Origin of the sequence: Klebsiella sp. WP3-W18-ESBL-02, assembly GCF_014168815.1 — a bacterium.
Classification (GTDB): Bacteria; Pseudomonadota; Gammaproteobacteria; order Enterobacterales; family Enterobacteriaceae; genus Kluyvera; species Kluyvera ascorbata_B.
This window is the reverse complement of sequence record NZ_AP021972.1, coordinates 4,719,149-4,744,701: the sequence shown is the minus strand read 5'-3', so window position 1 is coordinate 4,744,701 and position 25,553 is coordinate 4,719,149. Positions and strand designations below refer to the sequence as shown.

At 56.2% G+C, this 25,553-nt stretch carries 20 protein-coding genes; 9 read left to right on the top strand and 11 right to left on the bottom strand.

What is annotated here, in order from left to right:
• Window positions 1-10: 10 nt before the first annotated feature.
• Window positions 11-715: a GntR family transcriptional regulator gene (locus H7R56_RS22780; protein ID WP_106928541.1), complete on the top strand. Its 705-nt coding sequence runs from the start codon at window positions 11-13 to the stop codon at window positions 713-715.
• 6 nt (window positions 716-721) lie between these two features.
• Here the strand turns inward: H7R56_RS22780 and H7R56_RS22775 are convergent, their stop codons facing one another.
• The 3 genes from H7R56_RS22775 to soxS form a co-directional block, all read right to left on the bottom strand.
• Window positions 722-2,215 (bottom strand): MltF family protein, encoded by a 1,494-nt coding sequence (locus tag H7R56_RS22775; protein ID WP_227673992.1) that lies wholly within the window; start codon window positions 2,213-2,215, stop codon window positions 722-724.
• 131 nt (window positions 2,216-2,346) lie between these two features.
• Entirely contained in the window at window positions 2,347-2,628 is a 282-nt protein-coding gene (locus H7R56_RS22770; protein WP_106928537.1) for a YjcB family protein, read from the bottom strand.
• Window positions 2,629-2,849: 221 nt separating this feature from the next.
• Entirely contained in the window at window positions 2,850-3,179 is a 330-nt protein-coding gene (gene soxS / locus H7R56_RS22765; protein ID WP_106928535.1) for a superoxide response transcriptional regulator SoxS, read from the bottom strand.
• Between the two features lie 87 nt (window positions 3,180-3,266).
• On the opposite strand from soxS, the gene soxR reads away from it, so the two are divergent.
• The 3 genes from soxR (at window position 3,267) to H7R56_RS22750 (ending at window position 7,311) form a co-directional block, all read left to right on the top strand.
• Complete coding sequence (soxR, locus tag H7R56_RS22760; RefSeq protein ID WP_106928533.1) at window positions 3,267-3,725, top strand: redox-sensitive transcriptional activator SoxR; 459 nt, start codon at window positions 3,267-3,269, stop codon at window positions 3,723-3,725.
• 395 nt (window positions 3,726-4,120) lie between these two features.
• The gene (locus H7R56_RS22755) at window positions 4,121-5,470 is read left to right on the top strand and encodes an NCS2 family permease (protein ID WP_106928531.1); all 1,350 of its coding nucleotides are present in this window, start codon (window positions 4,121-4,123) and stop codon (window positions 5,468-5,470) included.
• A 194-nt stretch (window positions 5,471-5,664) separates the two neighbouring features.
• Window positions 5,665-7,311, top strand: coding sequence for a Na+/H+ antiporter (locus H7R56_RS22750; protein WP_106928529.1), 1,647 nt, complete (start codon window positions 5,665-5,667; stop codon window positions 7,309-7,311).
• A 72-nt stretch (window positions 7,312-7,383) separates the two neighbouring features.
• On the opposite strand, the gene H7R56_RS22745 is transcribed toward H7R56_RS22750, so the two are convergent.
• Window positions 7,384-8,268, bottom strand: coding sequence for a LysR family transcriptional regulator (locus H7R56_RS22745; protein WP_106928527.1), 885 nt, complete (start codon window positions 8,266-8,268; stop codon window positions 7,384-7,386).
• A 102-nt stretch (window positions 8,269-8,370) separates the two neighbouring features.
• Here H7R56_RS22745 and H7R56_RS22740 point away from each other — a divergent pair, with 102 nt between their 5' ends.
• Both H7R56_RS22740 and H7R56_RS22735 read left to right on the top strand, forming a co-directional pair.
• Window positions 8,371-8,781, top strand: a complete 411-nt coding sequence (locus tag H7R56_RS22740; RefSeq protein WP_106928525.1) for a CidA/LrgA family protein — start codon at window positions 8,371-8,373, stop codon at window positions 8,779-8,781.
• Complete coding sequence (locus H7R56_RS22735) at window positions 8,774-9,463, top strand: LrgB family protein (RefSeq protein WP_106928524.1); 690 nt, start codon at window positions 8,774-8,776, stop codon at window positions 9,461-9,463. The genes H7R56_RS22740 and H7R56_RS22735 overlap by 8 nt, the downstream gene beginning before the upstream one ends.
• An 83-nt stretch (window positions 9,464-9,546) precedes the next feature.
• On the opposite strand, the gene H7R56_RS22730 is transcribed toward H7R56_RS22735, so the two are convergent.
• The gene (locus H7R56_RS22730; protein WP_374956748.1) at window positions 9,547-10,836 is read right to left on the bottom strand and encodes an ABC transporter substrate-binding protein; all 1,290 of its coding nucleotides are present in this window, start codon (window positions 10,834-10,836) and stop codon (window positions 9,547-9,549) included.
• A 104-nt stretch (window positions 10,837-10,940) separates the two neighbouring features.
• Complete coding sequence (locus H7R56_RS22725) at window positions 10,941-12,236, bottom strand: Gfo/Idh/MocA family protein (protein ID WP_106928520.1); 1,296 nt, start codon at window positions 12,234-12,236, stop codon at window positions 10,941-10,943.
• A gap of 48 nt (window positions 12,237-12,284) precedes the next feature.
• Between H7R56_RS22725 and H7R56_RS22720 the strand changes: the two genes are divergently transcribed.
• The gene (locus tag H7R56_RS22720) at window positions 12,285-13,880 is read left to right on the top strand and encodes a hypothetical protein (protein WP_106928518.1); all 1,596 of its coding nucleotides are present in this window, start codon (window positions 12,285-12,287) and stop codon (window positions 13,878-13,880) included.
• Window positions 13,881-14,259: 379 nt separating this feature from the next.
• Window positions 14,260-17,235 carry an alpha-mannosidase gene (locus H7R56_RS22715; RefSeq protein WP_106928516.1) on the top strand — a complete coding sequence of 992 codons (2,976 nt, stop codon included), beginning with the start codon at window positions 14,260-14,262 and terminating at the stop codon, window positions 17,233-17,235.
• A gap of 66 nt (window positions 17,236-17,301) precedes the next feature.
• Here the strand turns inward: H7R56_RS22715 and H7R56_RS22710 are convergent, their stop codons facing one another.
• The 4 genes from H7R56_RS22710 to acs form a co-directional block, all read right to left on the bottom strand.
• Window positions 17,302-18,597 (bottom strand): ABC transporter substrate-binding protein, encoded by a 1,296-nt coding sequence (locus tag H7R56_RS22710; protein WP_106928514.1) that lies wholly within the window; start codon window positions 18,595-18,597, stop codon window positions 17,302-17,304.
• Window positions 18,598-18,885: 288 nt separating this feature from the next.
• Window positions 18,886-20,535: a cation/acetate symporter ActP gene (actP, locus tag H7R56_RS22705; protein WP_035895955.1), complete on the bottom strand. Its 1,650-nt coding sequence runs from the start codon at window positions 20,533-20,535 to the stop codon at window positions 18,886-18,888.
• On the bottom strand, window positions 20,532-20,846 hold the full coding sequence (locus H7R56_RS22700) for a DUF485 domain-containing protein (protein WP_106928512.1): 315 nt from the start codon (window positions 20,844-20,846) through the stop codon (window positions 20,532-20,534). The genes actP and H7R56_RS22700 overlap by 4 nt, the downstream gene beginning before the upstream one ends.
• 128 nt (window positions 20,847-20,974) lie before the next feature.
• Window positions 20,975-22,933 carry an acetate--CoA ligase gene (gene acs / locus H7R56_RS22695; RefSeq protein ID WP_106928510.1) on the bottom strand — a complete coding sequence of 653 codons (1,959 nt, stop codon included), beginning with the start codon at window positions 22,931-22,933 and terminating at the stop codon, window positions 20,975-20,977.
• A 414-nt stretch (window positions 22,934-23,347) separates the two neighbouring features.
• Here acs and gltP point away from each other — a divergent pair, with 414 nt between their 5' ends.
• Window positions 23,348-24,661 carry a glutamate/aspartate:proton symporter GltP gene (gene gltP, locus H7R56_RS22690; RefSeq protein WP_106928508.1) on the top strand — a complete coding sequence of 438 codons (1,314 nt, stop codon included), beginning with the start codon at window positions 23,348-23,350 and terminating at the stop codon, window positions 24,659-24,661.
• A 127-nt stretch (window positions 24,662-24,788) separates the two neighbouring features.
• On the opposite strand, the gene H7R56_RS22685 is transcribed toward gltP, so the two are convergent.
• Complete coding sequence (locus H7R56_RS22685; protein ID WP_106928506.1) at window positions 24,789-25,472, bottom strand: tetratricopeptide repeat protein; 684 nt, start codon at window positions 25,470-25,472, stop codon at window positions 24,789-24,791.
• Window positions 25,473-25,553: the final 81 nt, after the last annotated feature.

Here is a 25,553-nt window from a genome sequence, read left to right as displayed (position 1 = left end):
GGAGCACTTTATGACGTTCACGACATCGGAACCCACGCCGCTTCTTGCGCATTCAGATCGCGTATTTCTGCAGCTGCGACAGGAGATTTATCAGTTCGTCCTGCTGCCCGGCGATCGTTTTACGGAGGTGGACATTGCCCGCCGCCTGGGGTGTTCCCGCACGCCGGTTCGCGAAGCGCTGCTGCGGCTGCAAAACGAGGGGCTGGTCAGGCGCTGTTTACGTAACGGGTGGGAAGTCTTCCCCATCGATTTCGATGTCTATGAAGATCTGTACGAGACGCGCGCGCTGATTGAAGTGAATTCGGTGCGCAGTCTATGCAGTTCTACGTCAGTAAAAGTGAATCGGCAGGTACTCGCCGGGCTGAACGCTATCTGGCGGGTTGCGCCGCAGGAGATGCTGGCGTGCGATGATATTGCCTCGCTGGACGAGCAGTTCCATCTGGCGCTAACCGAGGCCGCGGGCAACCGGGAGTTAACGGCTATTCTGACCAATATCACCAACCGCATTCGCATTATGCGGCGGCTCGATTTTGAATATGAATCCCGTATTACCCAGACCTACAGAGAGCATGCTGAGCTGCTGGAAGCCATTGAACAGCGCGATGAAGCGCGCGCGATAGCGCTGATCTCGGCGCATATTCAGGATGCTTACCAGGGCGCCAGCACCATAACCCTGCGACGCTTGCAGGGGGTGCGGGTCAAGCAGATTCTGTAACCGGGGCTAGCCGTTGTTTTTATCGGTCGCGGGCAAAATCGGCGGTTTCCCCATCGCCGCCCGCTTCCGGTTCATCTCATCCAGAATCAGCCGGTAGGCGATGAAGTACTTGTAGATATTGCTCACGTAGGTCACCGTCTCGGCGCCAATTTTCTCGGCAGCCAGATTTTCCACGTTGCCAAACCAGACGTTGGGGTCAAAACCGCGTTTTGCTGTCTCCTGGCGCAAACGCGCAATGCGTGCGGGCCCGGCGTTGTACGCGGCAAAAGAAAACAACGCCTTATCCAGCTGCGTCATCGGCTCGTCGCCGTAGTAGTGGTCAATCATCCAGCGCATATACTTCACCCCGGCATGAATGTTCGGGTCCAGCTGTTTAATGTCGCCCACCTTCAACGCTTTACCGGTGCCAGGCATCACCTGCATCACGCCAATCGCGCCGACATGACTGCGCACCGACTGATTAAGTCGTGACTCCTGGTAACCCTGCGCGGCCATTAGCAGCCAATCAACGTCATAGCGGTCGCCGTACTTGCGGAAAATCTCCACCATCGTCAAAAACTTGCGCCGTTCTTTTTCCGCGGCGGCGTTTTTAACGTATTTCGCGTTCTTCAGATAGCGCAGCAGCAGGGTATTTCCCAGCGTACTGCCCTGGCGGTTATCTTTGATAAAGCCGTTGAGCGCCGCCAACAGCTGCGGCTCATCCTGGCGCACAGCCCAGGCAATACTGCCGTTTTCGCGCAGGACGATATCTTCATGAACCTGAATTTTAGGGAAAACCTGTTTCCAGAACAGCGCCTTGTGACGATCGACGATGATAAGCGGGATCAGCCCGGCACTCAGCATTTCCAGCAGATCTTCATCTTCCAGCGCTTCGGGCGCGGGCTGGATAATGACCGGCGGCCGGGAGGCTGAAGCAAAGCGCGCGTTAAGCGCGACCAGGCTCTCATAGTAGCTCGACGATCGGCGGACAAAGACCGTCTTGCCGGAGAGATCGTCAATATTCTTTACCGTGGGGGAGGCGGGGCCGGAGATTAACAGTTCCTGGATATTGTTGTAGATAGGGTCGGTGAAGGCGACCGCCTGCTGGCGCGAGGGGGTTATCGTCAGGTTCGCGGCGGCAATATCGCCCTTGCCGGCGTTAAGCGCGGAAAGAAGATTATCACGAGTGACCGGCACAAAAATGATACGCACCTTGAGATGGCGCTGTTGCAGCTTTTTCTCTTTGGCGAGCCGGGCGTTCAGCGCTTTTTCAAATTCGGCGAAAATATCGTGTGTGGCGCCGCGCTGCTGACCTTTATCAATAAAAAAGAAGGTCTTACTGTAGGTGGTGAGGACCCGAATAACGCGCCTGTCGAGCATGCCCGGCAGGTCGCCGCGCCAGGGTTGCATAACGCTGTCGATGTTAATTTCCAGCGCATCGGTTTTTTCTTCCGCCTGTGCGACGGCGCAGATAAGCAGCAGCGCGCTGAAGCTGGCCGTAATCAGGCGATAAAAAGGCATGGCGTTCATGAGGCGACGCTCCGCAGGGGGATCTTTCTATTTTAGCTGAGCGGCGTCAAAAGCCCTTTCCGGGATAGGGCTTTTTCATTGGTTCGGGCAATAAAAAGCCCCGACGCATCGGGGCTTCATTATCAGTAGAGGGCGACCGGCCATTCCGGCGGTGCCTGGCTCATCACTTCCACCATCACATCTTTAATATTGTTGAAGATAGTGGCGATATCCACGAGGGTGATGCCCAGTAATCCGGTCGCAAACCAGCAGGCGGCGGCTACCCCTAGCAGACCGCTGATGACGGCGAGCCCGGCATAGTCAGATTTACGAAATTGAATTTTCAGCGTACTGGCGAGAAACATCAGTACCGCGCTGGTCAACGGCCAGCGTAACAACGCAACGCCTGCGGTAATCGAAACCATGAGACCTTATCCTCAGAGATAAACAACAAGCTGCCCTGACAGCACTTATTGATTGAGGCGCGAGGCGCTCAGGCTATCTAAAGGCATTCACAAATCGAATGAAACAGTGTTTTTGTTTCATATCAATGTGTGAACTATATCACGTTTGTTGTTTTATTCACCAGAGGTAAACGCAGGATTTTTGTCAACGCCGCGGCCCCGTGAGCCGCGGCAGAGCAATACTATGCGGAGATATGGTGGCGATAATCCGTCGGCGTGCGGTCGAACTCACGGCGGAATACCCGAGAGAACGTCTGCTGTGAGACATAGCCCAGATCCATGGCAATATCGAAGATGGGGCGCTGGGTGGTGCGCAGCGCTTCTGCCGCCAGCAGCAGGCGTCGCTGGCGAATATACTCCCCTAGCGTCTGATGCATCACGGTGCGGAACATCCGTTGCAGATACCACTTCGAATAGCCGGATTTTCTGGCCACGATGTCGATATTAAGCGGTTGATCGATATGTTCATCTATCCATTCAATGAGCGTATGAATAATATCCCGATGTGACATAAGGCTCTCCCCGTTGTCTATTTTCGCGTCGATTTTTTGTCTGTCGGTGAGTATAATTCCTCAAGTTAACTTGAGGTAAAGCGTATTATGGAAAAAAAATCGACCCGCATAAAATCTCTGCTAACGCCCGGTGAGGTAGCGAAACGAACTGGTGTTGCGGTCTCTGCACTGCATTTTTATGAGAGTAAAGGGCTGATTCATAGCACGCGCAACAGCGGCAACCAGCGCCGTTATAAGCGCGATGTGCTGCGCTATGTGGCGATCATTAAAATCGCGCAACGCCTCGGTATTCCGCTGGCGACCATCGGCGATTCCTTTAGCGTGCTGCCGGAAAACCACACGTTAGGGCCGCGTGACTGGAAGCACCTCACCACCCAATGGCGGGAAGAGCTGGATAAGCGTATTCATGCCATGGAGGCCCTGCGCGACCAGCTCGATGGCTGCATTGGCTGCGGCTGTATGTCGTTGCGCGATTGTCCACTGCGTAACCCGGGCGATAAACTCGGTCAGGAAGGTACCGGCGCACGTTTGCTGGAAGACGAATAACGCTTATCGATTAGCGACATCTTTGCCACAGAATTGTTGCCGGATTGCGCATAAACGATAACGTTTGCGCATGGGTTGGCCAATTCTTCATCGGCAATCGTTAATTTTCATAAACCAGGGCAAACTTCTGTTGAAAAAGAGGGCATAAAAGCCAGATAATCGTTTGCCTTGAATTTCCGGCCGCATCTTGTGCCGAAAATGACCAGGCTCACCTCATATCGCACCCGCGAAGATGAGGTATTCCGATTCTCGTTTTGTCTGCGCGGAGTTAATCGTTTGCTTTTTTTGTGGCTCCCCTTTGCCGCAATGTAGCACATGGAGATGACGCTTAGCTGGCAGTGGATGTTCCACCACGCAGACGCACGAATGATAAAAACTCTCAGGGGATGTTTTCTATGTCTACGCCTTCAGCGCGTACCGGCGGTTCATTAGACGCCTGGTTTAAAATTTCTGCTCGTGGTAGCTCCGTTCGTCAGGAGATTGTCGCCGGTCTGACGACCTTCCTGGCGATGGTTTACTCGGTGATCGTCGTGCCGGGTATGCTGGGCAAAGCGGGCTTTCCGCCCGCGGCCGTCTTTGTGGCGACCTGCCTGGTAGCCGGTGTCGGCTCTATCGTGATGGGGCTGTGGGCGAACCTGCCTTTAGCCATTGGCTGCGCCATTTCACTGACCGCCTTCACCGCCTTCAGCCTGGTGCTGGGCCAGCACATCAGCGTGCCGGTAGCCCTGGGCGCCGTGTTCCTGATGGGCGTGCTGTTTACCATTATCTCAGCTTCCGGTATTCGTAGCTGGATTTTGCGCAATCTGCCGCAGGGCATTGCGCACGGCACGGGCATCGGTATCGGCCTGTTCCTGCTGCTGATCGCTGCTAACGGCGTGGGCATGGTGGTGAAAAACCCACTGGACGGCCTGCCGGTGGCGCTGGGCCAGTTCAACAGCTTCCCGGTGGTGATGACGCTGGTGGGGCTGGCGATGATCATCGGGCTGGAAAAACTCAAGGTCCCGGGCGGCATTCTGCTGACCATTATCGGGGTGTCTATCGTCGGCCTGATTTTCGATCCGAACGTGCACTTCTCTGGCGTCTTCGCTATGCCGTCGCTGAGCGATGACAACGGCAACTCGCTGATCGGCAGCCTGGATATCATGGGCGCGCTGAACCCGGTCGTTCTGCCAAGCGTGCTGGCGCTGGTGATGACGGCGGTATTCGACGCTACCGGCACCATCCGCGCGGTAGCCGGGCAGGCAAACCTGCTGGATAAAGACGGTCAGATCATCAACGGCGGTAAAGCGCTGACTACCGACTCCCTGAGCAGCGTGTTCTCGGCGGTCGTGGGTGCCGCACCGGCGGCGGTGTATATCGAATCTGCTGCGGGTACCGCGGCAGGCGGTAAAACGGGCCTGACGGCCATTACCGTCGGCGTTCTGTTCCTGCTGATTCTGTTCCTGTCCCCGCTGTCCTACCTTGTTCCGGGCTATGCTACGGCACCGGCGCTGATGTACGTTGGCCTGCTGATGCTGAGCAACGTGGCGCGCATCGACTTCAACGACTTCGTTGACGCCATGTCCGGTCTGATCACCGCGGTGATGATTGTGCTGACCTGTAACATCGTTACCGGCATTATGATCGGCTTCGCGACGCTGGTCGTAGGCCGCGTGGTATCCGGCGAATGGCGTAAACTGAATATCGGTACCGTGCTTATCGCCGTCGCGCTGGTGGTTTTCTACGCAGGCGGCTGGGCTATCTAAGTCTATTCTGGTCTCTCAAGAACCCGCCGGCTGGCGGGTTTTTTTTTGTTCACCCCCGTCGAACTACGGGTCTGGACTTTTTTTCTCTTTTCGGCCACTTCTCGTTTCCTTTTGCGTTACTCTGATACGCGTATGATTAGAAGCACGACGCTTCATGCTTTGAATAATAAGACAACGCTGTAAACAGGGAACGCATGGAAATATTCTTTACCATACTTATCATGACCCTCGTGGTTTCGCTCTCCGGGGTGGTTACGCGCGTACTGCCCTTCCAGGTCCCACTTCCTTTAATGCAAATCCTCATCGGTGCGCTACTGGCCTGGCCGACCTTTGGTTTGCACGTTGAATTCGATCCTGAGCTTTTTCTGGTGCTGTTTATCCCGCCGTTGCTGTTTGCCGACGGCTGGAAGACACCGACCCGCGAGTTTATCGAACACGGCAGGGAGATCCTCGGCCTGGCGCTGGCGTTAGTGCTGGTGACGGTGGTCGGGATTGGCTTCCTGATCTACTGGATTGTCCCTGGCATTCCGCTGATTCCGGCGTTTGCGCTGGCGGCGGTGCTGTCGCCAACCGATGCGGTGGCGCTTTCCGGCATCGTGGGCGAAGGGCGTATTCCGAAAAAAATTATGGGCATACTACAGGGCGAGGCGTTGATGAACGACGCTTCTGGCCTGGTGTCGCTGAAGTTTGCCGTGGCGGTCGCGATGGGCACCATGGTCTTTACCGTTGGCGGGGCCACGGTAGAGTTCCTCAAGGTGGCGATCGGCGGTATCCTGGCGGGCTTCGTGGTGAGCTGGCTGTACGGCCGCTCAATGCGCTTTCTCAGCCGCTGGGGCGGCGATGAGCCTGCCACGCAGATTGTCCTGCTGTTCCTGCTGCCGTTTGCTTCTTACCTGATTGCTGAACATATCGGCGTCTCCGGCATTCTGGCGGCGGTCGCCGCCGGGATGACCATCACCCGCTCCGGCGTAATGCGTACCGCACCCCTGGCCATGCGCCTGCGCGCCAACAGTACGTGGTCGATGCTCGAGTTTGTGTTCAACGGCATGGTATTCCTGCTGTTGGGTCTGCAGCTGCCGGACATCCTGCACAGCTCGCTGGTGGCTGCGGAAGCCGACCCGAACGTGGAAACGTGGATGCTGTTTACCGACATTATCCTGATCTACGCGGCGCTGATGTTGGTGCGTTTTGGCTGGTTGTGGACGATGCGTAAGCTCAGCCAGCGCTTCCTGAAAAAGAAACCGTTGGAGTTCGGCTCCTGGACCACGCGCGAACTGCTGATCTCTTCTGTTGCCGGGGTGCGCGGGGCGATTACGCTTGCCGGTGTTCTCTCTATTCCGCTGCTGCTGCCGAGCGGCGACGTGTTCCCGGCGCGCTATGAGCTGATTTTCCTCGCAGCCGGGGTCATTCTGTTTTCGCTGTTTGTCGGCGTCGTGGCGCTGCCGATTCTGCTGCGTCATATCGAATCCACCGATCATGTCCAGCAGCGTAATGAAGAGCGTCTGGCGCGCGCGGCAACGGCCGATGTGGCGATTGTCGCTATTCAGAAAATGGAAGAGCGTCTGGCGGCGGATGCCAACGAGAACATTGATAACCAGCTGCTTACTGAAGTCAGTTCAAGGGTAATTGGTAACCTGCGCCGTCGGGCCGACGGGCGTAATGATGTGGAGACGTCGATGCTGGAAGAACAGCTGGAACGCCGTTTCCGCCTCGCGGCACTGCGCTCGGAGCGCGGGGAGCTGTACCACCTGCGTGCGACAAGGCAGATCAGCAATGAGACGCTACAGAAGCTGCTGCACGATCTCGACCTGCTGGAAGCGCTGTTGATAGAAGACGCGTAATACGGATAAAGCGTGCGTCGTTGTGTTCCCTCTCCCTTAAAAAGGGAGAGGGAACACAACGCGCCTGAACTTCTACTCCGGCACCTTAAACCCCTCACAGCACTTCAGCCACGCCTGGGCGCTGTGAGACAAATAGACACCTTCCCGCCAAATCATTCCCAACTGCCAACGCAAATCGCTCTCCAGCGGCAGCCAGCGCAGGGTTTTCTCATCAAGCCTGCGGCAAATCGGCTCCGGCAGAATCGCCACGCCGACGCCCGCCTGCACCATCGCGGCGAGAAAATCCCACTGACCGCTGCGCACCGCAATACGCGGCTTCACGTTGTGACGGGCAAACAGCTGCATCAGCTGGCGGCTCAGGGCGAAATCTTCGTTGTAGATCAGCAAAGGATGGGCGGCGAGCTGCTGCGGCGACACCGAGGTTTGCTCCAGCCAGTCGCCGGAGCGCGGTACCAGCACGCAAAGTGGGTGGCTGAACAAGAGCCGTGTGGTCAGCGCGCTCTCTTCTTCTACCGGCAGCGCCGTCATGGCCAGGTCCAGTTCGCCGTTCATCACCGCCTGTTGCACGGTTAAGCCGCCGAATTCGGCGATTTTTAGCTCAACGCCGGGGTAGCGCTGACGAAACAGACCAATCGGCCCGGCCATCAGCATGCCGACCATTGGCGGAATGCCGAGACGCAGCACGCCTTTGTTAAGATGATTAATGTCGCTGAGCTCGGCTTCCAACTGGCGAAACTCATCGAGAATCGCCAGCCCGCGCTCGAACACCACTTGTCCGGTATCGGTCATCAGCAGTTTGCGCCCATCGCGAATCAGCAGAGTACAGTTCAGCTCATCTTCCAGATTTTTGAGCATCTTGCTGATCGTCGGTTGCGTGACAAAGAGCTTCTCTGCGGCGCGGGTAAAGCTCTGCTGGCGAACGACTTCGACAAAGTAGCGCAGCGTTCTAATGTCCATGATTATGCCTCTAAACTATGCTACCGATGAGTTTAATTCATTTCTGTCATCATCGTTGCCTCACTATACTGTGCGCCTGTGATTTTTTCTGGACATCCCTCCATGGCTGAGGCCTTAGGGCGCGTTGTGCCCTCCGTGTTAAACCGTCTGCAGGTGCCGGTACAGGTTGTGCTGTACGCAGGACTGTTTGTTTTTGCTGAATATCTGGTGCGCTGGTGGCATCTGCCGCTGCCCGCCAACCTGGTGGGTATGATGCTGCTGCTGGCGCTGATTGTCTGCCACGTGGTGCCGCTGAAGTGGGTGCGTGCCGGGTCGCGCTGGCTGCTGGCGGAGATGCTGCTGTTTTTCGTGCCGGCGGTTGTGGCGGTAGTGAATTACGCTCAGCTGCTGATGGTCGACGGCTGGCGTATTTTTCTTGTCATCGCGCTGAGCACGATGATGGTGCTAGGGGCGACCGCGTGGGTGGTCGATAAGGTTTATCGCTACGAACTGAAGCGGATGCGCCATGAGTAACTTTCAGCTGAGCGTGTTATGCCTGGTGATTACCCTGGTACTTTACTTTGCCAATAAGCGCCTGTATCGCCGCTTTCGTAAGCTGCCGCTGATGCCGCTGGTGCTCACGCCGGTACTGCTGGTGCTGATGTTGGTGTTTGGTCATATCTCCTACCAGAACTACATGGGCGAGGCGCACTGGCTGCTGTGGCTGCTGGGGCCGGCGACCATCGCGTTTGCGGTGCCGGTGTACGATAATCTGGCGATTATCAAACGCCACTGGATGTCGCTTTCCGCCGGGGTGGTGACGGCAACGGTGGTGGCGGTGACCAGTTCCGTGTGGCTGGCGCGGCTGTTTACGCTGTCGGATGAAATTCAGCGCAGCCTGGCGGTGCGTTCAATCACCACGCCGTTTGCGCTGGCGGCGGCGAAATCGCTCGGTGGCCAGCCGGAGCTGGTGGCGCTGTTTGTCGTTGTGACCGGCGTATTTGGTATGGCGATTGGCGACGTCCTTTTTCTGCGGCTCGCGATTCGCGAAGGAATGGCCAAAGGGGCCGGATTTGGCGCGGCATCGCACGGCGCCGGTACGGCGCGATCCTATGAGCTTGGCCCGCAGGAAGGGGTTGTGGCAAGCCTGGTGATGATGCTTTCCGGCGTGGTGATGGTGTTGGTTGCTCCGCTGGTTGGCTGGATTATGTTCTAGGCCTCGGTGGTGAATTTTGCCGGGTGGCGCGTACGCTTACCCGGCCTACATTCGACGTGGTAGGCCGGGTAAGCGCGGCACCATCAGGCTCCGCGGTTCAAACGCCGAACGATACGCTCCACCTGCTGGCGGAAATCGGCGGCCACCTGAGCAGGCGTTTGATTGCCCTGATCGAGCTTCTCGCGTGCGGACATGAACTGATCGACAACCTGTAAATCTTCAATATACGGCGTGGCGACAACCGTCGTCGGCAGCGCCTGAGCCTGGCGTAGTCCCGCCACCACCGGATCGTTCGGGTCAATAACCCCTTGTTGTGTGAGTAACGTTTCTGCTGCTTTGCTGAGCGGAATACCGCGCTCCAGCCCCAGCGCTGCAATAGACTGCGGGTCATTAAGCAGGAAATTGACCAGCATGGCGGCCTCTTTTGGATGGCGGGTCGATTTGGCCACTGAGAACATTTGCGCCGTTTTAAAGTAGACGCCGGATTCGGTTGTGCCAGGCTGCATAACGTAATCCCCCAGCACCAGATGGGCAGGGGGCGTCAGGTTATTGATGTACATGCGGATGGAGATATTCCAGGTGAACGTGCCGCCCCATTCTCCGGCAATCCATGGCTTCATTTCATACAGATTGCCTTTGCCGTATGACGAAAGCTTCTTGGGCGAAGGCACCACCCGATCGTCGCTCAGGCGCTTCACAAAGCTAAACGCTTCGGCCCACTGCGCGTCATCCCAGGTAAACTTGCCGTCGTTATCGAACATCGGCTTTTGGTATTTCTGCATCATGTAGGCGTTCAACAGCAAAATAACGTCCTGGTCGACCATGGCATACGGGTAGTAGTTGTCGCCCAGCTTTTGCTGGAACACTTTTCCGGCGGCAAACAGCTCATCCCAGGTTTTCGGATAGGCCAGCCCGGCCTTTTTCCAGGAGACGTCGTTGTAGTAAAAGACCGGCGCGTTGACCGAGATAGGCAGGCCGTTAAGTTTGCCTTTCACGGTCGTGGACTGCAGATCTTTCGCCTGATACTGGCTTAAATCGAGTTGGTCTTTCAGTTTGTTAAGATCGTAATAGCCTTCGCCATTTTTGGAGAAAATAATCAGCCACGGCCAGTTGGTCTGCATCACGTCCGGCTCGGTGCCGCTTGCGATTTGTGTGGTCAGGCGTGAGAGATGGCCGTCCCAGCCGGTGTATTCGGCCTTTACTTTGATATCGGGGTATTTTTTCTCGAAGGCCTCGAGCGCCTTGAGGGTGGCCTGGTGGCGACTGTTGCCCCCCCACCACGACATACGCAGTTCAACGGGCTGCTGGGCCCAGGTAGCGGTACAGGAAAATAACAGCGATGCGATAACACCTGAAACGAGTTTATTCATTATTGTCTCCGGGACAGAGCCAGAAATCATGTTATTAAACAGGTGAGTAACTGCAAAATACTGACCGGTCGCTCCGGCGCGGTACGGGCCGCGCCGGAATGAAACGCTTAGCGTTTCGCCAGACGGGAAACCAGCTCAAACTCCTTAAAGTTCACCGGGCGCTGCTGCTGCATGGAGATGTTGCCCGCAATACCGGTGAGGATGGACATGGCCCCCGCGCGATGGTCGGCTGCGCGCTGTAATGGGTCATTGCCCGGCTCGCCGAACAGGTCGGCCAGCATGGCGTTATCGCCGCCGCCGTGGCCGCCTTCGCCCAGGCTGAACTCGGCTTTCCACGGTTCGGCAAACATCGGGAACACGGTGATATCACACTGTTCCAGGCTGCCTTCGTTCTCGCGTTTACCACCGGCGTTAACGTAGGATTTCTCGACGATTTTCATCTCCAGACGGCCTTCGGTACCGTTGAAGACCACGTTCAACCCTTCCCACGGCAGGTAGGCGTTCAGTGAATAGGTGAGCTGCACCTGGTTCTGATACTTCACCAGCACCGACATGGTGTCTTCGATGGTGATGCCGTCGCTGAACACGCTCTGATCGCGGAAGTAGTTATCTTCATGCTCGGCGTCGAGGTACAGCGCCTTCAGCTGAGCGTTGTCCGCCATGTTGAGCGCAAACGGATCATCTTTGGCCTCCGCGTAGCCGTGGGTGCGTGGATAGAACTGGGTTACGCCGCGTTTTTCGGCGTTCTCTTTGCCGTAAAATTGCAGGCTGCCTTCGGCGTAAACGCGCTCAGGGTAGCTCGCTAGCCAGAAGTTCATCAGGTCGAAATGATGGGTGGATTTATGCACCAGCAGGCCGCCGCTGTTGCGTTTTTCGCGGTGCCAACGGCGGAAGTAGTCTGCGCCGTGTTCGGTGTTGAGCAGCCACTCGAAGTGCACCGAGGTCACGTTGCCAATCACGCCCTGCATCAGCAGTTCGCGCACTTTGCTATGGTGTGGCGCGTAGCGGTAGTTGAACGCTACGCGGACGGAATGCCCGGTCTCTTCAATCGCGTCGAGAATACGCAGCGCGCGCTTTTCATCGATGGTCATCGGCTTTTCGGTGATCACGTCGCAGCCCGCATGCAGCGCGCGGACGATGTAATCATCGTGGGTGCGGTCCATGGTGGTGACGATGATGATATCCGGACGCGTTTCGCGGATCATCTCTTCAAACTGTGCCGCTTTCCAGGTCGAAACCGGCTCGGCGCCTTCTTTTTGCAACAGTTGGTTGGCGTAGTTCATGCGCGTCTGATTGGTATCGCAAAAGGCGACCATTTTCGCATTCTCACGCCACTGTCCGCCAATGGCGGAAATATACAGACCCGCACGACCCCCGGTACCGACCAGCGCATATTTTTTCATGACATCCTCGATTATGATAAGCACATATTTATTTGCAGGGTGAGGGCGATGAAACGTATTCCACATCAGCTGATGGAGCTGAATAGCACTTTTATCTGGAACTGGCCCTGGTTTATTCAGGGTGTTAAAAGTGCGAAACAGCATGGTTTCACCGGTATCATCCTGCACCAACAGGAACTGCTTTCTATTCTGGCTACGCCCTCGCCGTTGAGTCAGAAGCTGAACGTCGAGAACCTTATTCATCAACAAAATTACGCGTTGCAGTATTTAAAACGCGTCGATCGTTATCTGGCGGAAAATAATCTCTCCTTCTGGCTTCAGGGTGAGGCCGCGCCGACGGACGACATCATCAAGCGTAAATTCCCGGAATTAACGTTCGACGAAAAAAGCTCACCGGATTTCTGGCCACATTTTTATGCGGCAATATTTTCCCCGCTTCTTCCGGCGCTACCGCATCTCAGCGGCGTGGTGCTTGGCCTGACGACGCCAGCCTTCCAGACCGCGGGCTGGCAGCAGGGGCTTTACAGCGTCTGGAGCCAGCTGCGCAGCCACGGTAAAAAGCTGGTGCTGCGCGACTTTATTGATGACAGCTGGCCGCGCCAGCAGCTGGCGACGGTGCTCTCCGCGCTGCCGGATGACGTTCGTGCCGCCGTCAAAGCCACCGAAATTGACTACCATCCTGGTTTTGCTAACCATCCGCACATCGTCGGGCTGTCCGGCCACAAAAAGTGGATCGAATACGATCTGGTCGGCACTGGCTACGGCTGGACGGCGCTACCGTGCTACCTGGCCGATGAAATCAGCGGTCGTCTGAGCTGGGCCATCAGCGCCACCGGCAACGAAGTGGAGGCGATTACCTCCCGCGTGAGCTGGCAGTGGATGCCCGACAGCCGGGTCATGGACTCGGCAAACAGCATCAATTTGATTGGCCTGATGGCCGCGAACCAGGTCACGGACGGTGCGACGGCGTCGGTGTTCGACCGCTGGGTCGAGCAACGACAGCTGCGCTTTCGCACGCCGCAGGACCGGCAGCGGCTGGCGGCGTTGTTTCCTTCCAGCTACGACTGGCTGTGTAAAACGCCCAACCTGCTGGGCCGCCGCCTGCATTATCAGAGCCAGGTACCGGACGGTATTTCCCAGGCGCAGCAGGTGCTACATATGGACACCCGCAGCGCCAACTGGCTTCAGGCCTGGCAGCCGCTGATTCCGGCTGACGATCTGCCATTAGGCCAGGAGCAGCGCCAGCTGATTAGCCTTGAAAAGGAAGCCGCCTGCTTCCTTGCTGCCAACGCGGTGCAGACGCTGCGTGAGCTACTGCCACGCATAACCTGCCCTGACGATTCGCTGGAGATTTTGCACGCCGCCTGGCGCAATGCGGAAATCTACAGCCAGATGTTCTCCCGGGTAGCCGGGGCCACCGTTGACCTGCTTTGGCGCGATCGCTACGGCGATAACGCGCTGCCTGCCGATACGCTGCGCCAGCATCAAAACCAGCTTTTGCACTATGTCGACACGCTGGAACGCTGGCTAACGTCGCCGCCCGCTGGCAGCCCGCTGTTTTTGCCGCTGCTGTTAAGCCCTCAACGCCTGGCCCGCTTTGCGCGCAGCCTGACCGAGTCCGAATGCGCTAAGCATAAAAAGTGAGACCTGAAATGTCGCGCGTCGGCGGCATGCTCAGGCCGCGTTATGGCGCATCGACGATGAAAATGAGGTACTGGTCACAGAGATTAAAAATTTAAAGTGATCATCGTCATTCTTTTTTATAAAGCAATCGTGATGCTTATCACCTGCTGCGGTGAATAATGTGATCTTATGCAAGATGAATCTTAAGGGATAAATAGGATGGAGTTGAGCATGAAAATATATTGAGTATTAATTATTTATTAAATAAATAGGTATTAAATATTTACCTTCTTATTTTTCTGTTTTTGTCGCGAGTCACGGATTTCAATATTCATAACTTATCTACTACCTGCGCTTTATTTATCTTTCCGCCCGCCCTTCGCCTATAAAGGAATATTGCATGCTCAGCTTCGATGATAAATTACTGCGTGATATTGATTATCAAATTCAACAAATAAAAATGGCGATCTATACGCCGGTGTGTGAATTAACGGTAAATGGATTTTTGACGCCAGAACCGGTGCCTTTTGCCCGGCGTGAACAGGGCGAGCCGCATGAATTTCACCTCGGAGAACGCTGGGGAGCGCTGTGGGACTGTGCATGGGTGAACGTGCGCGGCGTGGTGCCGGACGGTGTGAAGGTGGAAGAGGCGGTGGTGCTGTTCGACTGCGGCGGCGAAGCGCTGGTGGTGGCGAGCGACGGCACGCCGCTGCGGGGGCTGACCAACGTCGACTCCACCTTTGAGCCCAGTCTTGGCCAGGCGGGGAAAGTGGTGTTGCCGCTGGAGGGGCGGCGAGAGGTCGATCTGTGGCTGGATCTGGCCTGTAACGATCTCTTTGGATCGCTGCGCAGCGGCGTGCTGGCACAGGCGCATATTGCCACCTGCAATGCGGCTTTGCGCGATCTTTACTACGATGCCTGGGTGTTGGCCGATCTGCTGGGCTGTCTGGATCGCGCTTGCGCCCGCTTCAAGCGCGTGTTGTCCTGCCTGAGCGAGGCGCTTAACGGTCTGTCCCGCTACGATGATGAAGCGATTGCGGCCTGCCGGCGGGCGCTGGCGGTAGAGCTTAATAAGCGTGGCGGCGATCCGACGGTCAGCGTGGTGGGGATCGGCCATGCGCATATCGATCTTGCCTGGTTATGGCCGATCCGGGAAACCAAACGCAAGGGCGCGCGCACCTTCGCGACGGCGTTGGCACAGCTAGCCGACGATCCGGACTACCATTTTGGCGCCAGCCAGCCGCAGCTGTTTCAGTGGGTGAAGGAGGACTACCCGCAGCTGTATGCGCGCGTGCAGCATCAGGTGCGAGAAGGGCGTTTTGAGATTCAGGGCGACATGTGGGTAGAGGCGGATACGAACGTGCCCAGCGGTGAGTCGCTGGTGCGTCAGTTTCTCTACGGCCGCCAGTTCTTTCAGCGTGAATTTGGCCAGACGACGCGGATGCTCTGGCTGCCCGATGTGTTTGGCTACAATGCCAACCTACCGCAGATTATGCGCAAGTCTGGCGTTGACTACTTTATGACGCAGAAGCTGTCGTGGAATGAGCATAACGCCTTTCCCCACCATACGTTTATCTGGCACGGAATTGACGGCAGCAGCGTGCTGGCGCATATGCTGCCGGAAGAGACCTACAACGGCCCAGCCGCGCCGCGTAGCATTCGGCGTATTGAAACGGCCTACCGTGAAGCGGCCGTCTGCGACCAGGCGCTGATGCTGTTTGGCATTGGCGACGGCGGCGGGGGCCCTGGCGAAGAGCATCTGGCGCGGCTGCGGCGAATCAAAAACCTCAGCGGTATCGCGCCGGTGAAGCAGGGCTACGCCATCGACTTCTTCCAGCATATTGCCCAGCGCTGCGAGCGCTATCCGCATTACCACGGCGAGCTGTATCTGGAGAAGCATCAGGGCACGCTGACAACGCAGGCGCGCAACAAGTGGTTTAACCGTAAGCTGGAAAATGCGCTGCGCGAGCTGGAGTTTGTCGCCAGCCGCCGCTGGCTGCACGATGAAACGGCGTACCCAACGGCGCAGCTTGAGGCTATCTGGCAAGAAGCGCTGTTGTACCAGTTCCACGATATTCTGCCGGGCTCATCCATCAAGCGCGTGTACGACGAATCTGTCGCCCGCTATGAGGCGCTGCTGGCGCAGGTGGAACAATTCATCGGCGATGGCCTTGCGCGCGCAGGCGAGCGGCCCGATGCGTTCGTCATTCATAATCTGAGCGGTTTCGATCGCGAAGAGTGGCTGATGCTGGCGGGCCAGCCCGCACGCGTGGCGGTACCGGCATTTGGTTATCGGATCGTTGAACCCACCGTGCCTGCGGCGCTTCCGCAGGCGGTGGCGCAGCCGCAGCGGCTGGAAAACGATCTGCTGTGCGTTGAGTTTAATGCGCAGGGGCATATCGTGGCGCTGGTGGACAAGCAGGCTGGCCGCTCGCTGCTGCAACCTGGCACCGTCGGCAACCGGCTGGCGGTGTATGACGACATCTGCGGCGACTGCTGGGATATCGACATTACCTACCGTCAGCGTGAACCGGCGTGCTTTGAGATGATCGCGACTTCGGCCCGACGCGAAGGCGCAGCCGCCGTTGTTGAGCAGTACTATCGCTATGGTCGCTCGACGCTGACGCAGAAAATCAGCCTGCAACCCGGCAGCAAACGGCTGACCTTTGAAACCGTCGTGGACTGGCATGAACGCGAGAAAATGCTGCGTACCGCCTTTGCGGTGAACGTGCTGAGCGAACGGGTAAGCTGTGACATTCAGTTTGGCAAAATTCGCCGCAGCGCCAGGGTCAATAACGTTTATGACGCAGCGCAGTTTGAGATTTGTGCCCATAAGTGGATTGACTACTCGCAGCCGGATTACGGCGTGGCGCTGCTGAACGACAGTAAATACGGGCACTACGCCAAAGACGGCGTGCTGGATCTCAATCTGCTGCGCTCGCAGCGCTACCCGGGCGTCAACGCCGATGCCGGCGAGCATCGTTTTTCCTATGCGCTGTTCCCACACTGCGGCGATGAAGTGGTGGGTGCAGTAAACCGCGAGGCGTATTTATTCAACAACCCGCTGCGGGTGTATCAGGGTGCTGCGCGGCCGCAGGAGGCCGAAGAGGGCGCATCGTTTGTGGCCTGCGACTCGCCGCATGTGTGCCTGGAGACGGTCAAAAAAGCGGAAAACGTCCGCGCTCTGGTGCTGCGTGCCTATGAGTTTGACGGCGTGCAGGCGGCGGCAACGCTCCGGTTACCGGAGGGCGTGACGTGCTGCTACCTTGCCAACCTGATGGAGGAGGTGGAAGGGGAGATCGCGGTCGTCGAGGGAAGCGTGACGCTGATGTTTACGCCGTTTGAGATTAAAACGCTGCTGCTGATGTTGCCGTAAGGCAGCGAATGACGCGGACTGCGGCATCAACCCTCTCCCCTGTGGGGAGAGGGGCAATCACCGCCGCTAATGACGCGCTGCAGACCGCTTCATCAACCGCTCAGCCTTTGCCACAAAGTCATCTGCCGCCTGTTCCGGCGTCATCCGCCCGTAGTCCATATTCTGTCGCGCCTCCTTGAAAAAGGACTGCATTTTCTGATCCTCCATCCACGACGTGGCCGTTGATTCAGACGTTAACCTCTGTGCGGCGTTAAATCCGGCGACCGACGGATTGTCATTGGTCAGCGTGCCGTTGTCGGTGAGCGTTTTGATCGCAATGCTGCTCAACGGAATGCCGTTCTCCAGCCTGATGGCTGCAATGGCCTGCGGATCGTTGAGCAAGAAATTCAATAGCTTTGCCGCCTCCTTCGGATGCTTCGTTACCTTGCTGATGGCATAGGTCAACGACACTTTAAAATAGGCGCTGGCGTTAGTGGCTCCGGGGTACATGACATAGTCACCCAGCACCAGCTTCGCCGGCGGCGTCAGCTTTGGCGCATAGTACTGAATCACCACGTTCCAGGTGTAGGTGCCCGCCCATTTGCCGTCCTGCCAGTATTTGCTGTCGATAAAATCGAATTTACCGAACGAGGCGAGGTATTTCGGGCCGGGCATCACGTGATCGTTGACCAGACGCTGAATAAAATTGAAGGCTTCATGCCACTGCGCTTTGCTCCAGGCGAAGTGGTTACCATCGGCGGTAAACATTGGCGTATTGTACTTTTGCGACATATAACAGTTCACCATCAGGAAGGTATCCTGATCGTTAAAAATAAGCGGGTAATACTCATCGCCGAGCCGCGCTTTAAATATTTTGCCAGCGGCAAACAGGTCGTCCCAGCTTTGCGGGTAGGTGAGCTTCGCCTTTTTCCAGGTTTCCGTATTGTAATAAAACCCGGGCACGTTCAGCGAAATGGGAATCGCATTTAGCTTGCCATTAATGGTCGTGGATTTTAATTCTTTCGCCGGATACTGGCTGAGGTCGAATACATCACCCAGTTTGTTGATATCGTAAAACCCATCGCCGGTGCGGGAAAAAATGGGGAACCAGGGCCAGTTAATTTGCATCACATCCGGCTCCTGGCCGCCGGATATCTGCGTGGTCATGCGCTCAAGATAGCCGTCCCAGCCCATATACTCGGCGTGCACTTTAATCCCCGGATGACGAGCTTCAAAGTCTTCCAACGCTTTGAGCATCACTTCGTGGCGTGATTTCCCTCCCCACCATGACATTCTGAGGGTGACATCCTGCTGAGCGAAGCTGGAGGCAGCCGTTAGCAGGCCGCTCGCGCAGAGCAGGCTGACGCAGAATAAACGTTTCATGAATTATTGCTCCTGTAGGATAAATACAATGAATTAATAAAAGGCTATTTTTGTTATTAGCTAATAATATTAGTCAGGGGAGCATAGAAATAATTTTTCGTCAGCGAGTGGGTAAGGGGAGCAGAATAATAAAAAAAGCGGAGAAAAATTCTGGAGTGGAAGGCGCTTCACAACCTGGAAATAATCATTGTGAAGTGGGATACGTATTCCCGGTGAATAAACGTGACGGGCTTCATCTGCGGGGGATAAAACTGTGATCCCCGGCCTGGAAGGCCGGGGAGGATAACATTAATGCGCACGGCCCTGGTCGATGCCCAGACCGGTCTGCGAACGAATGAACTGCGCGCGGAACTGCTCGCGTTCAAGATTACCTTCGGCGGAGTTATCGGTAGCAGAGAAGAACCAGATCCCGATAAAGGCGATGGCAATCGAGAACAGCGCCGGGTATTCATACGGGAAGATAGCCTTCTCGTGACCGAGGATCGTCACCCAAATGGTTGGGCCGAGGATCATCAGCACCACCGCCGTCAGCAGGCCCAGCCAGCCGCCAATCATCGCGCCACGGGTGGTCAGCTTCGACCAGTACATGGAGAGCAGAATGATCGGGAAGTTGCAGCTTGCCGCGATGGAGAACGCCAGGCCTACCATGAACGCGATGTTCTGATTCTCGAACAGAATACCCAGCAGAATCGCCACCACGCCCAGCACCAGTACGGTGATTTTAGAAACCTTCAGCTCTTCACGTTCGGTCGCGCCTTTCTTAAAGACGTTAGCGTACAGGTCGTGAGACACCGCCGAAGCGCCCGCCAGCGTCAGGCCAGCAACCACCGCCAGAATGGTGGCAAAGGCGACCGCAGAGATGAAGCCCAGGAACAGGTTACCGCCTACGGCATCGGCCAGGTGAACCGCCGCCATGTTGTTGCCGCCAATCAGCGCGCCCGCGGCATCTTTAAACGCCGGATTTGCCCCTACCAGCATGATCGCGCCAAAGCCGATGATAAAGGTCAGAATGTAGAAGTAACCCATAAAACCGGTGGCATAGAACACGCTCTTACGCGCTTCGCTCGCATCGCTGACGGTGAAGAAACGCATCAGGATATGCGGCAGACCAGCGGTACCGAACATCAGGCCGAGGCCTAACGACAGCGCCGATATCGGGTCTTTCACCAGCCCGCCTGGGCTCATGATGGCTGCGCCTTTCGGGTGCACCGCCATGGCTTCAGTGAACAGATTATTGAAGCTGAAGCCGACGTGTTTCATCACCATAAAGGCCATGAAGCTGGCGCCGAACAGCAGCAGTACCGCTTTAATGATCTGTACCCACGTGGTGGCGAGCATGCCGCCGAACAGCACGTACATCACCATCAGCACGCCCACCAGCACGACGGCGACGTGGTAGTTAAGGCCGAACAGCAGTTCGATAAGCTTGCCCGCGCCCACCATCTGGGCAATCAGGTACAGCGCCACGACCACCAGTGAACCGCAGGCGGAAAGCATACGGATTGGCCCCTGCTTCAGGCGGTAAGAGGCGACGTCGGCGAAGGTGTAGCGACCGAGATTACGCAGACGTTCGGCAATCAGGAACAGAATAATCGGCCAGCCAACGAGGAAGCCGAGCGAGTAAATCAGCCCATCGTAGCCGGAGGTGTATACCAGCGCGGAAATACCGAGGAATGACGCCGCTGACATAAAGTCACCGGCGATCGCCAGCCCGTTCTGAAACCCTGTAATGTTGCCGCCAGCGGTGTAGTAATCGCTGCGTGAACGTACGCGCTTCGAGGCCCAGTAGGTGATATACAGCGTCAGCATAACGAAAATCAGGAACATGATAATCGCCTGCCAGTTGGTCGGCTGACGCTCAACGTGCCCGCTAATCGCATCGGCCGCGTTGGCTGCGAAAGGAAGTGTGGCGGCAAGCGCCGTCAGGACTTTCTTCATGATGCTTTTACCTCACGCAGTACGGCCTTGTTCAGGCGATCGAATTCGTTGTTAGCCCGCCAGACATAGACGCCGGTCAACAGGAAGGAAATGACGATAATACCGATCCCAATCGGGATACCGCGCGTGACGCTGGTGCCCGGATGGAGCGGCGTGCCAAGCCAGCCAGGGGCAAAAGCGATGAGTAAAATAAAGCCGACGTACACGACTAACATAATCAGCGATAAGAAGGTGGCAAACCGTTGCCGTTTTTCGACGAGCTCCCTGAAATGCGCACTATCTTCTATCTGCTGACAAATTTGATCATTCATCACAGAGTCTCCAGAGGTACAGGTTGTTGTTGTTTTAGAGCTGTCTGTTGCCGGATGGCGACTGGCGTCTTATCCGGCCTACAATTCGCGTAGGCCCGGTGAGCACAGTGCCACCGGGCAAACTGTCGTTATGACGGCATCGTGATGGCCTGCTTCTCTTCCAGCAGTTTATCCACCACGCCAGGATCGGCGAGCGTTGAGGTATCGCCGAGGTTGCTGGTGTCGCCCGCAGCGATCTTGCGCAGAATGCGGCGCATGATTTTGCCAGAACGGGTTTTGGGCAGCGAGTCGGTCCAGTGCAGCACGTCCGGTGTTGCCAGCGGGCCAATCTCTTTACGCACCCAGTTGCGTACCTCGGCGTACAGCGCTGGCGTCGGCTCTTCGCCGTGGTTCAGCGTGACGTAGGCGTAGATGGCCTGGCCTTTAATGCTGTGCGGAATGCCGACGACGGCCGCTTCGGCAATCTTCGGATGCGATACCAGCGCCGATTCAATTTCTGCAGTCCCAAGGCGGTGGCCGGAGACGTTCAGCACGTCATCGACGCGGCCGGTGATCCAGTAGTAGCCATCTTCATCACGACGCGCGCCGTCGCCGCTGAAGTACATGTTTTTGAAGGTGGAGAAGTAGGTTTGCTCAAAGCGCTCGTGGTCGCCAAACAGGGTACGCGCCTGGCCCGGCCAGGAGTCGGTGATAACCAGGTTGCCTTCGGTCGCCCCTTCCTGCGGATGGCCTTCGTTATCCACCAGCGCGGGTTGTACGCCGAAGAACGGACGGCTGGCGGAGCCCGCTTTCAGCTCGATAGCGCCCGGCAGCGGCGTAATCATGAAGCCGCCGGTTTCGGTCTGCCACCAGGTGTCCATCACCGGGCACTTCTCGTTGCCGATCTGCTTCCAGTACCATTCCCAGGCTTCCGGGTTAATTGGCTCACCTACGGAACCCAGGATGCGCAGCGATGAACGATCGGTGCCCGTCGTCGCTTTATCGCCCTCGGCCATCAGCGCGCGGATGGCGGTTGGTGCGGTATAGAGAATATTCACTTTATGTTTATCAACCACCTGGCACATGCGCGCCGGGGTTGGCCAGTTAGGCACGCCTTCAAACATTAGCGTCGTGGCGCCGCAGGCCAGCGGTCCGTACAACAGATAGCTGTGGCCGGTAACCCAACCCACGTCGGCGGTACACCAGTAGATGTCGCCCTGATGGTAGTCGAAGACATATTTAAAGGTGGTTGCGGCGTACACCAGATAGCCGCCGGTGGTGTGCAGCACGCCTTTCGGCTTGCCGGTGGAGCCCGAGGTATAAAGGATAAACAGCGGGTCTTCGGCGTTCATCTCTTCCGGCTGGTGCTGGTCGCTGGCGTTTTCCAGCAGGTCATGCCACCACAGGTCGCGGCCTTCGTACCAATCGATGTTGCCGCCGGTGCGCTTGAGCACCACCACGTTTTCGATAGTTTTGACGTTCGGGTTTTTCAGCGCGTCATCGACGTTCCTTTTCAGCGGCACATTACGTCCGGCACGCACGCCTTCATCAGAGGTAATGACCAGGCGGGCGCTGGAATCAATAATGCGACCGGCCACCGCCTCCGGCGAGAAGCCGCCGAAGATCACCGAGTGGATGGCACCAATGCGGGCGCAGGCCAGCATGGCCACCGCCGCTTCCGGCACCATCGGCATATAGATAGCCACCACGTCGCCTTTTTTCACGCCCAGAGAGAGCAGGGTATTGGCGAAGCGGCAAACATCGCGGTGCAGTTCGCGATAGCTAATGTGTTTACTTTGGCTGGCATCGTCGCCTTCCCAGATGATGGCGGTCTGGTCGCCGCGGGTTGCCAGGTGGCGGTCGAGACAGTTAGCCGCCAGGTTCAGCGTACCGTCTTCGTACCATTTGATGGAGACATTGCCGGGAGCAAAGGAGGTGTTTTTAACTTTCGTATACGGCCGAATCCAGTCGAGGATCTTTCCCTCTTCACCCCAGAACGCGTCCGGGTTGGTGACTGACTGGTGGTATTTGGCCAGGTATTGCTCCGGGTTTATCAGGCAGCGGTCTGCAATATTTGCAGGAATAGGGTGTTTATGAATTTGGCTCATGCTTTTTTTCTCCTTGTAAGATGTTAATAATATGTCTCATAAAAGTTAATAACAGAGGCGCGTGTCGCTTTGTTTACTATTTGCGCGGCAGATCACGCATTATTGGAATTGTTCAAATAACGTTCACTTGAATCTTTGAACGAAAATAATTACGGAAGGGGATTTATAGAAAATGGAGGAAAAATTTTGTTTTTATAACAAAAACTTATAAATAATTACTGGTGGAAATTAGCAGTAATATGATTTTTGTCAGTGAAAAGCCCTGTTCTGAAAGGGTTGCGCGAGACACCGTACAGATGATACTGATACTGCGCGTTAAAAACCTCTAAAAGTAAACGCAACACAAATCACCCCCTTTCAAGTGAATACCATTCCTGTATGGCATGGTGTTTTTCATTGAGGAAGTTTGCCGTTATGAAGAAAACACGTGTCAGCTTAGCCTGGCAAATTCTCATCGCCCTCGTGCTGGGTATTATTCTGGGTAGTTATCTGCATTATCATAGCGATAGCCGTGACTGGCTGGTTATGAATCTGCTGTCCCCGGCTGGCGATATTTTCATCCATCTGATTAAAATGATTGTGGTGCCGATTGTTATTTCGACGCTGATTGTCGGAATAGCCGGCGTTGGCGATGCAAAACAGTTGGGGCGAATTGGCGCTAAAACCATCATCTATTTCGAAGTGATCACGACGATTGCGATCATTATCGGTATCACCATGGCCAACGTGTTCCAGCCGGGTGCCGGTATTGATATGTCGCAGCTGGCGACGGTGGATATTTCGAAATACCAGAGCACAACGGCAGAAGTGCAGAGCCACGCGCATGGCCTGATGGGCACGATTCTGTCGCTGGTGCCGACCAATATCATCGCCTCCATGGCGAAAGGCGATATGCTGCCGATCATCTTCTTCTCGGTGCTGTTTGGCCTGGGCCTTTCTTCGCTGCCCGCGACGCACCGTGAGCCGCTGGTGACGGTATTCCGTTCAATTTCCGAAACCATGTTTAAAGTGACCCATATGGTTATGCGCTACGCGCCGGTCGGCGTGTTCGCGCTGATTGCCGTCACGGTCGCTAACTTTGGCTTCGCCTCGCTGTGGCCGCTGGCCAAGCTGGTGCTGCTGGTGCACTTTGCGATTCTGTTCTTTGCGCTGGTGGTTCTGGGTATTGTGGCGCGCATTTGCGGGCTTAAAATCTGGATCCTGATTCGCATCCTGAAGGACGAGCTGATTCTGGCTTACTCTACGGCCAGCTCCGAGAGCGTGCTGCCGCGTATTATTGAGAAGATGGAAGCGTACGGCGCGCCGGCGTCAATCACCAGTTTCGTGGTGCCGACCGGTTACTCCTTTAACCTCGATGGCTCTACGCTGTACCAGAGCATCGCGGCTATCTTTATTGCCCAGCTGTATGGTATCGATCTGTCCATCTGGCAGGAAATCGTACTGGTTCTGACGCTGATGGTGACCTCAAAAGGGATTGCCGGCGTACCGGGCGTCTCCTTTGTGGTGCTGCTGGCTACGCTGGGCAGCGTAGGCATTCCGCTGGAAGGCCTGGCCTTTATTGCTGGGGTTGACCGTATTCTCGACATGGCGCGTACCGCGCTGAACGTGGTCGGTAATGCGCTGGCGGTGCTGGTGATTGCCAAGTGGGAACACAAATTTGACCGCAAAAAAGCGCTGGCCTACGAGCGCGAAATGCTGGGCAAGTTTGATAAAACTGCCGATCAGTAATAGAAAAGAAACAACAACGCCGGGCATGCCCGGCGTTGTTATTTTTGTGGTTTTGTAGGACTGATAAGCGTAGCGCCATCAGGCAAGCCTGCGTACATTGCCGGATGGCGGCGAGACCTTATCCGACCTACTCAGAGCTTAACTTATCAAACTCCTCGCAGCCGGTATCAAACCCTTCCGTACAGCTCAGATTCAGCCACTGTAGCGCCTTTTGTTTATTGGGCGTGATAAACCCTTTCTCACCGCTCTGGAACATCATGCCTGCCCAGTATTCGGCATAGCCGGTACGTGACAGCGCCGAGCTATTTTTGAAGTAGTCGGTGGCTTTTTCATCGTCTTCTTTCACGCCTACGCCGTTGGCGTAAAGCAGCCCCAGCAGCATCTGCGCATCGACCGCAAAGTCGTTTTCAGTATTCATCGATGCCTGCTGTAGCAGGTTGATGGCGCGCGGGTAGTCGGTCTTGCCCGCCTGGCTGTTAATTAAAATTCGCGCCAGGATGACCTCACCGGCTTTGCTACCTGCGTGGGTAGCTTTCTCCGCCAGCGCTCTGGCCGCCGGATAATCCAGGCTAACCGGATTAGTGATTTTGATCTGCGCCAGCAGCGCGCAGGCGTCGGCATCGCCGGCGTCGGCGGATTTCTGCGCCCAGAATTCGGCTTTACTCAAATCGCCTGAGCTAAACCAGGTATCGGCCAGATAATACTGCGCGCGCGCGTCTCCGGCCTCGGCGGCCTGTTGATACTGGCTGCCCGGCTCTTCGGCGTGTACTGACAGCGTGGCGAGCCACAGCAGTGCTAAAAGTCGTTTCATTGTTTTATGTAGGTGGTCGAGGAAGTGGGCAGTATAAAGAGAATACGAGGATAAAAAAACGCCCCCGAATGGGGGCGTTGA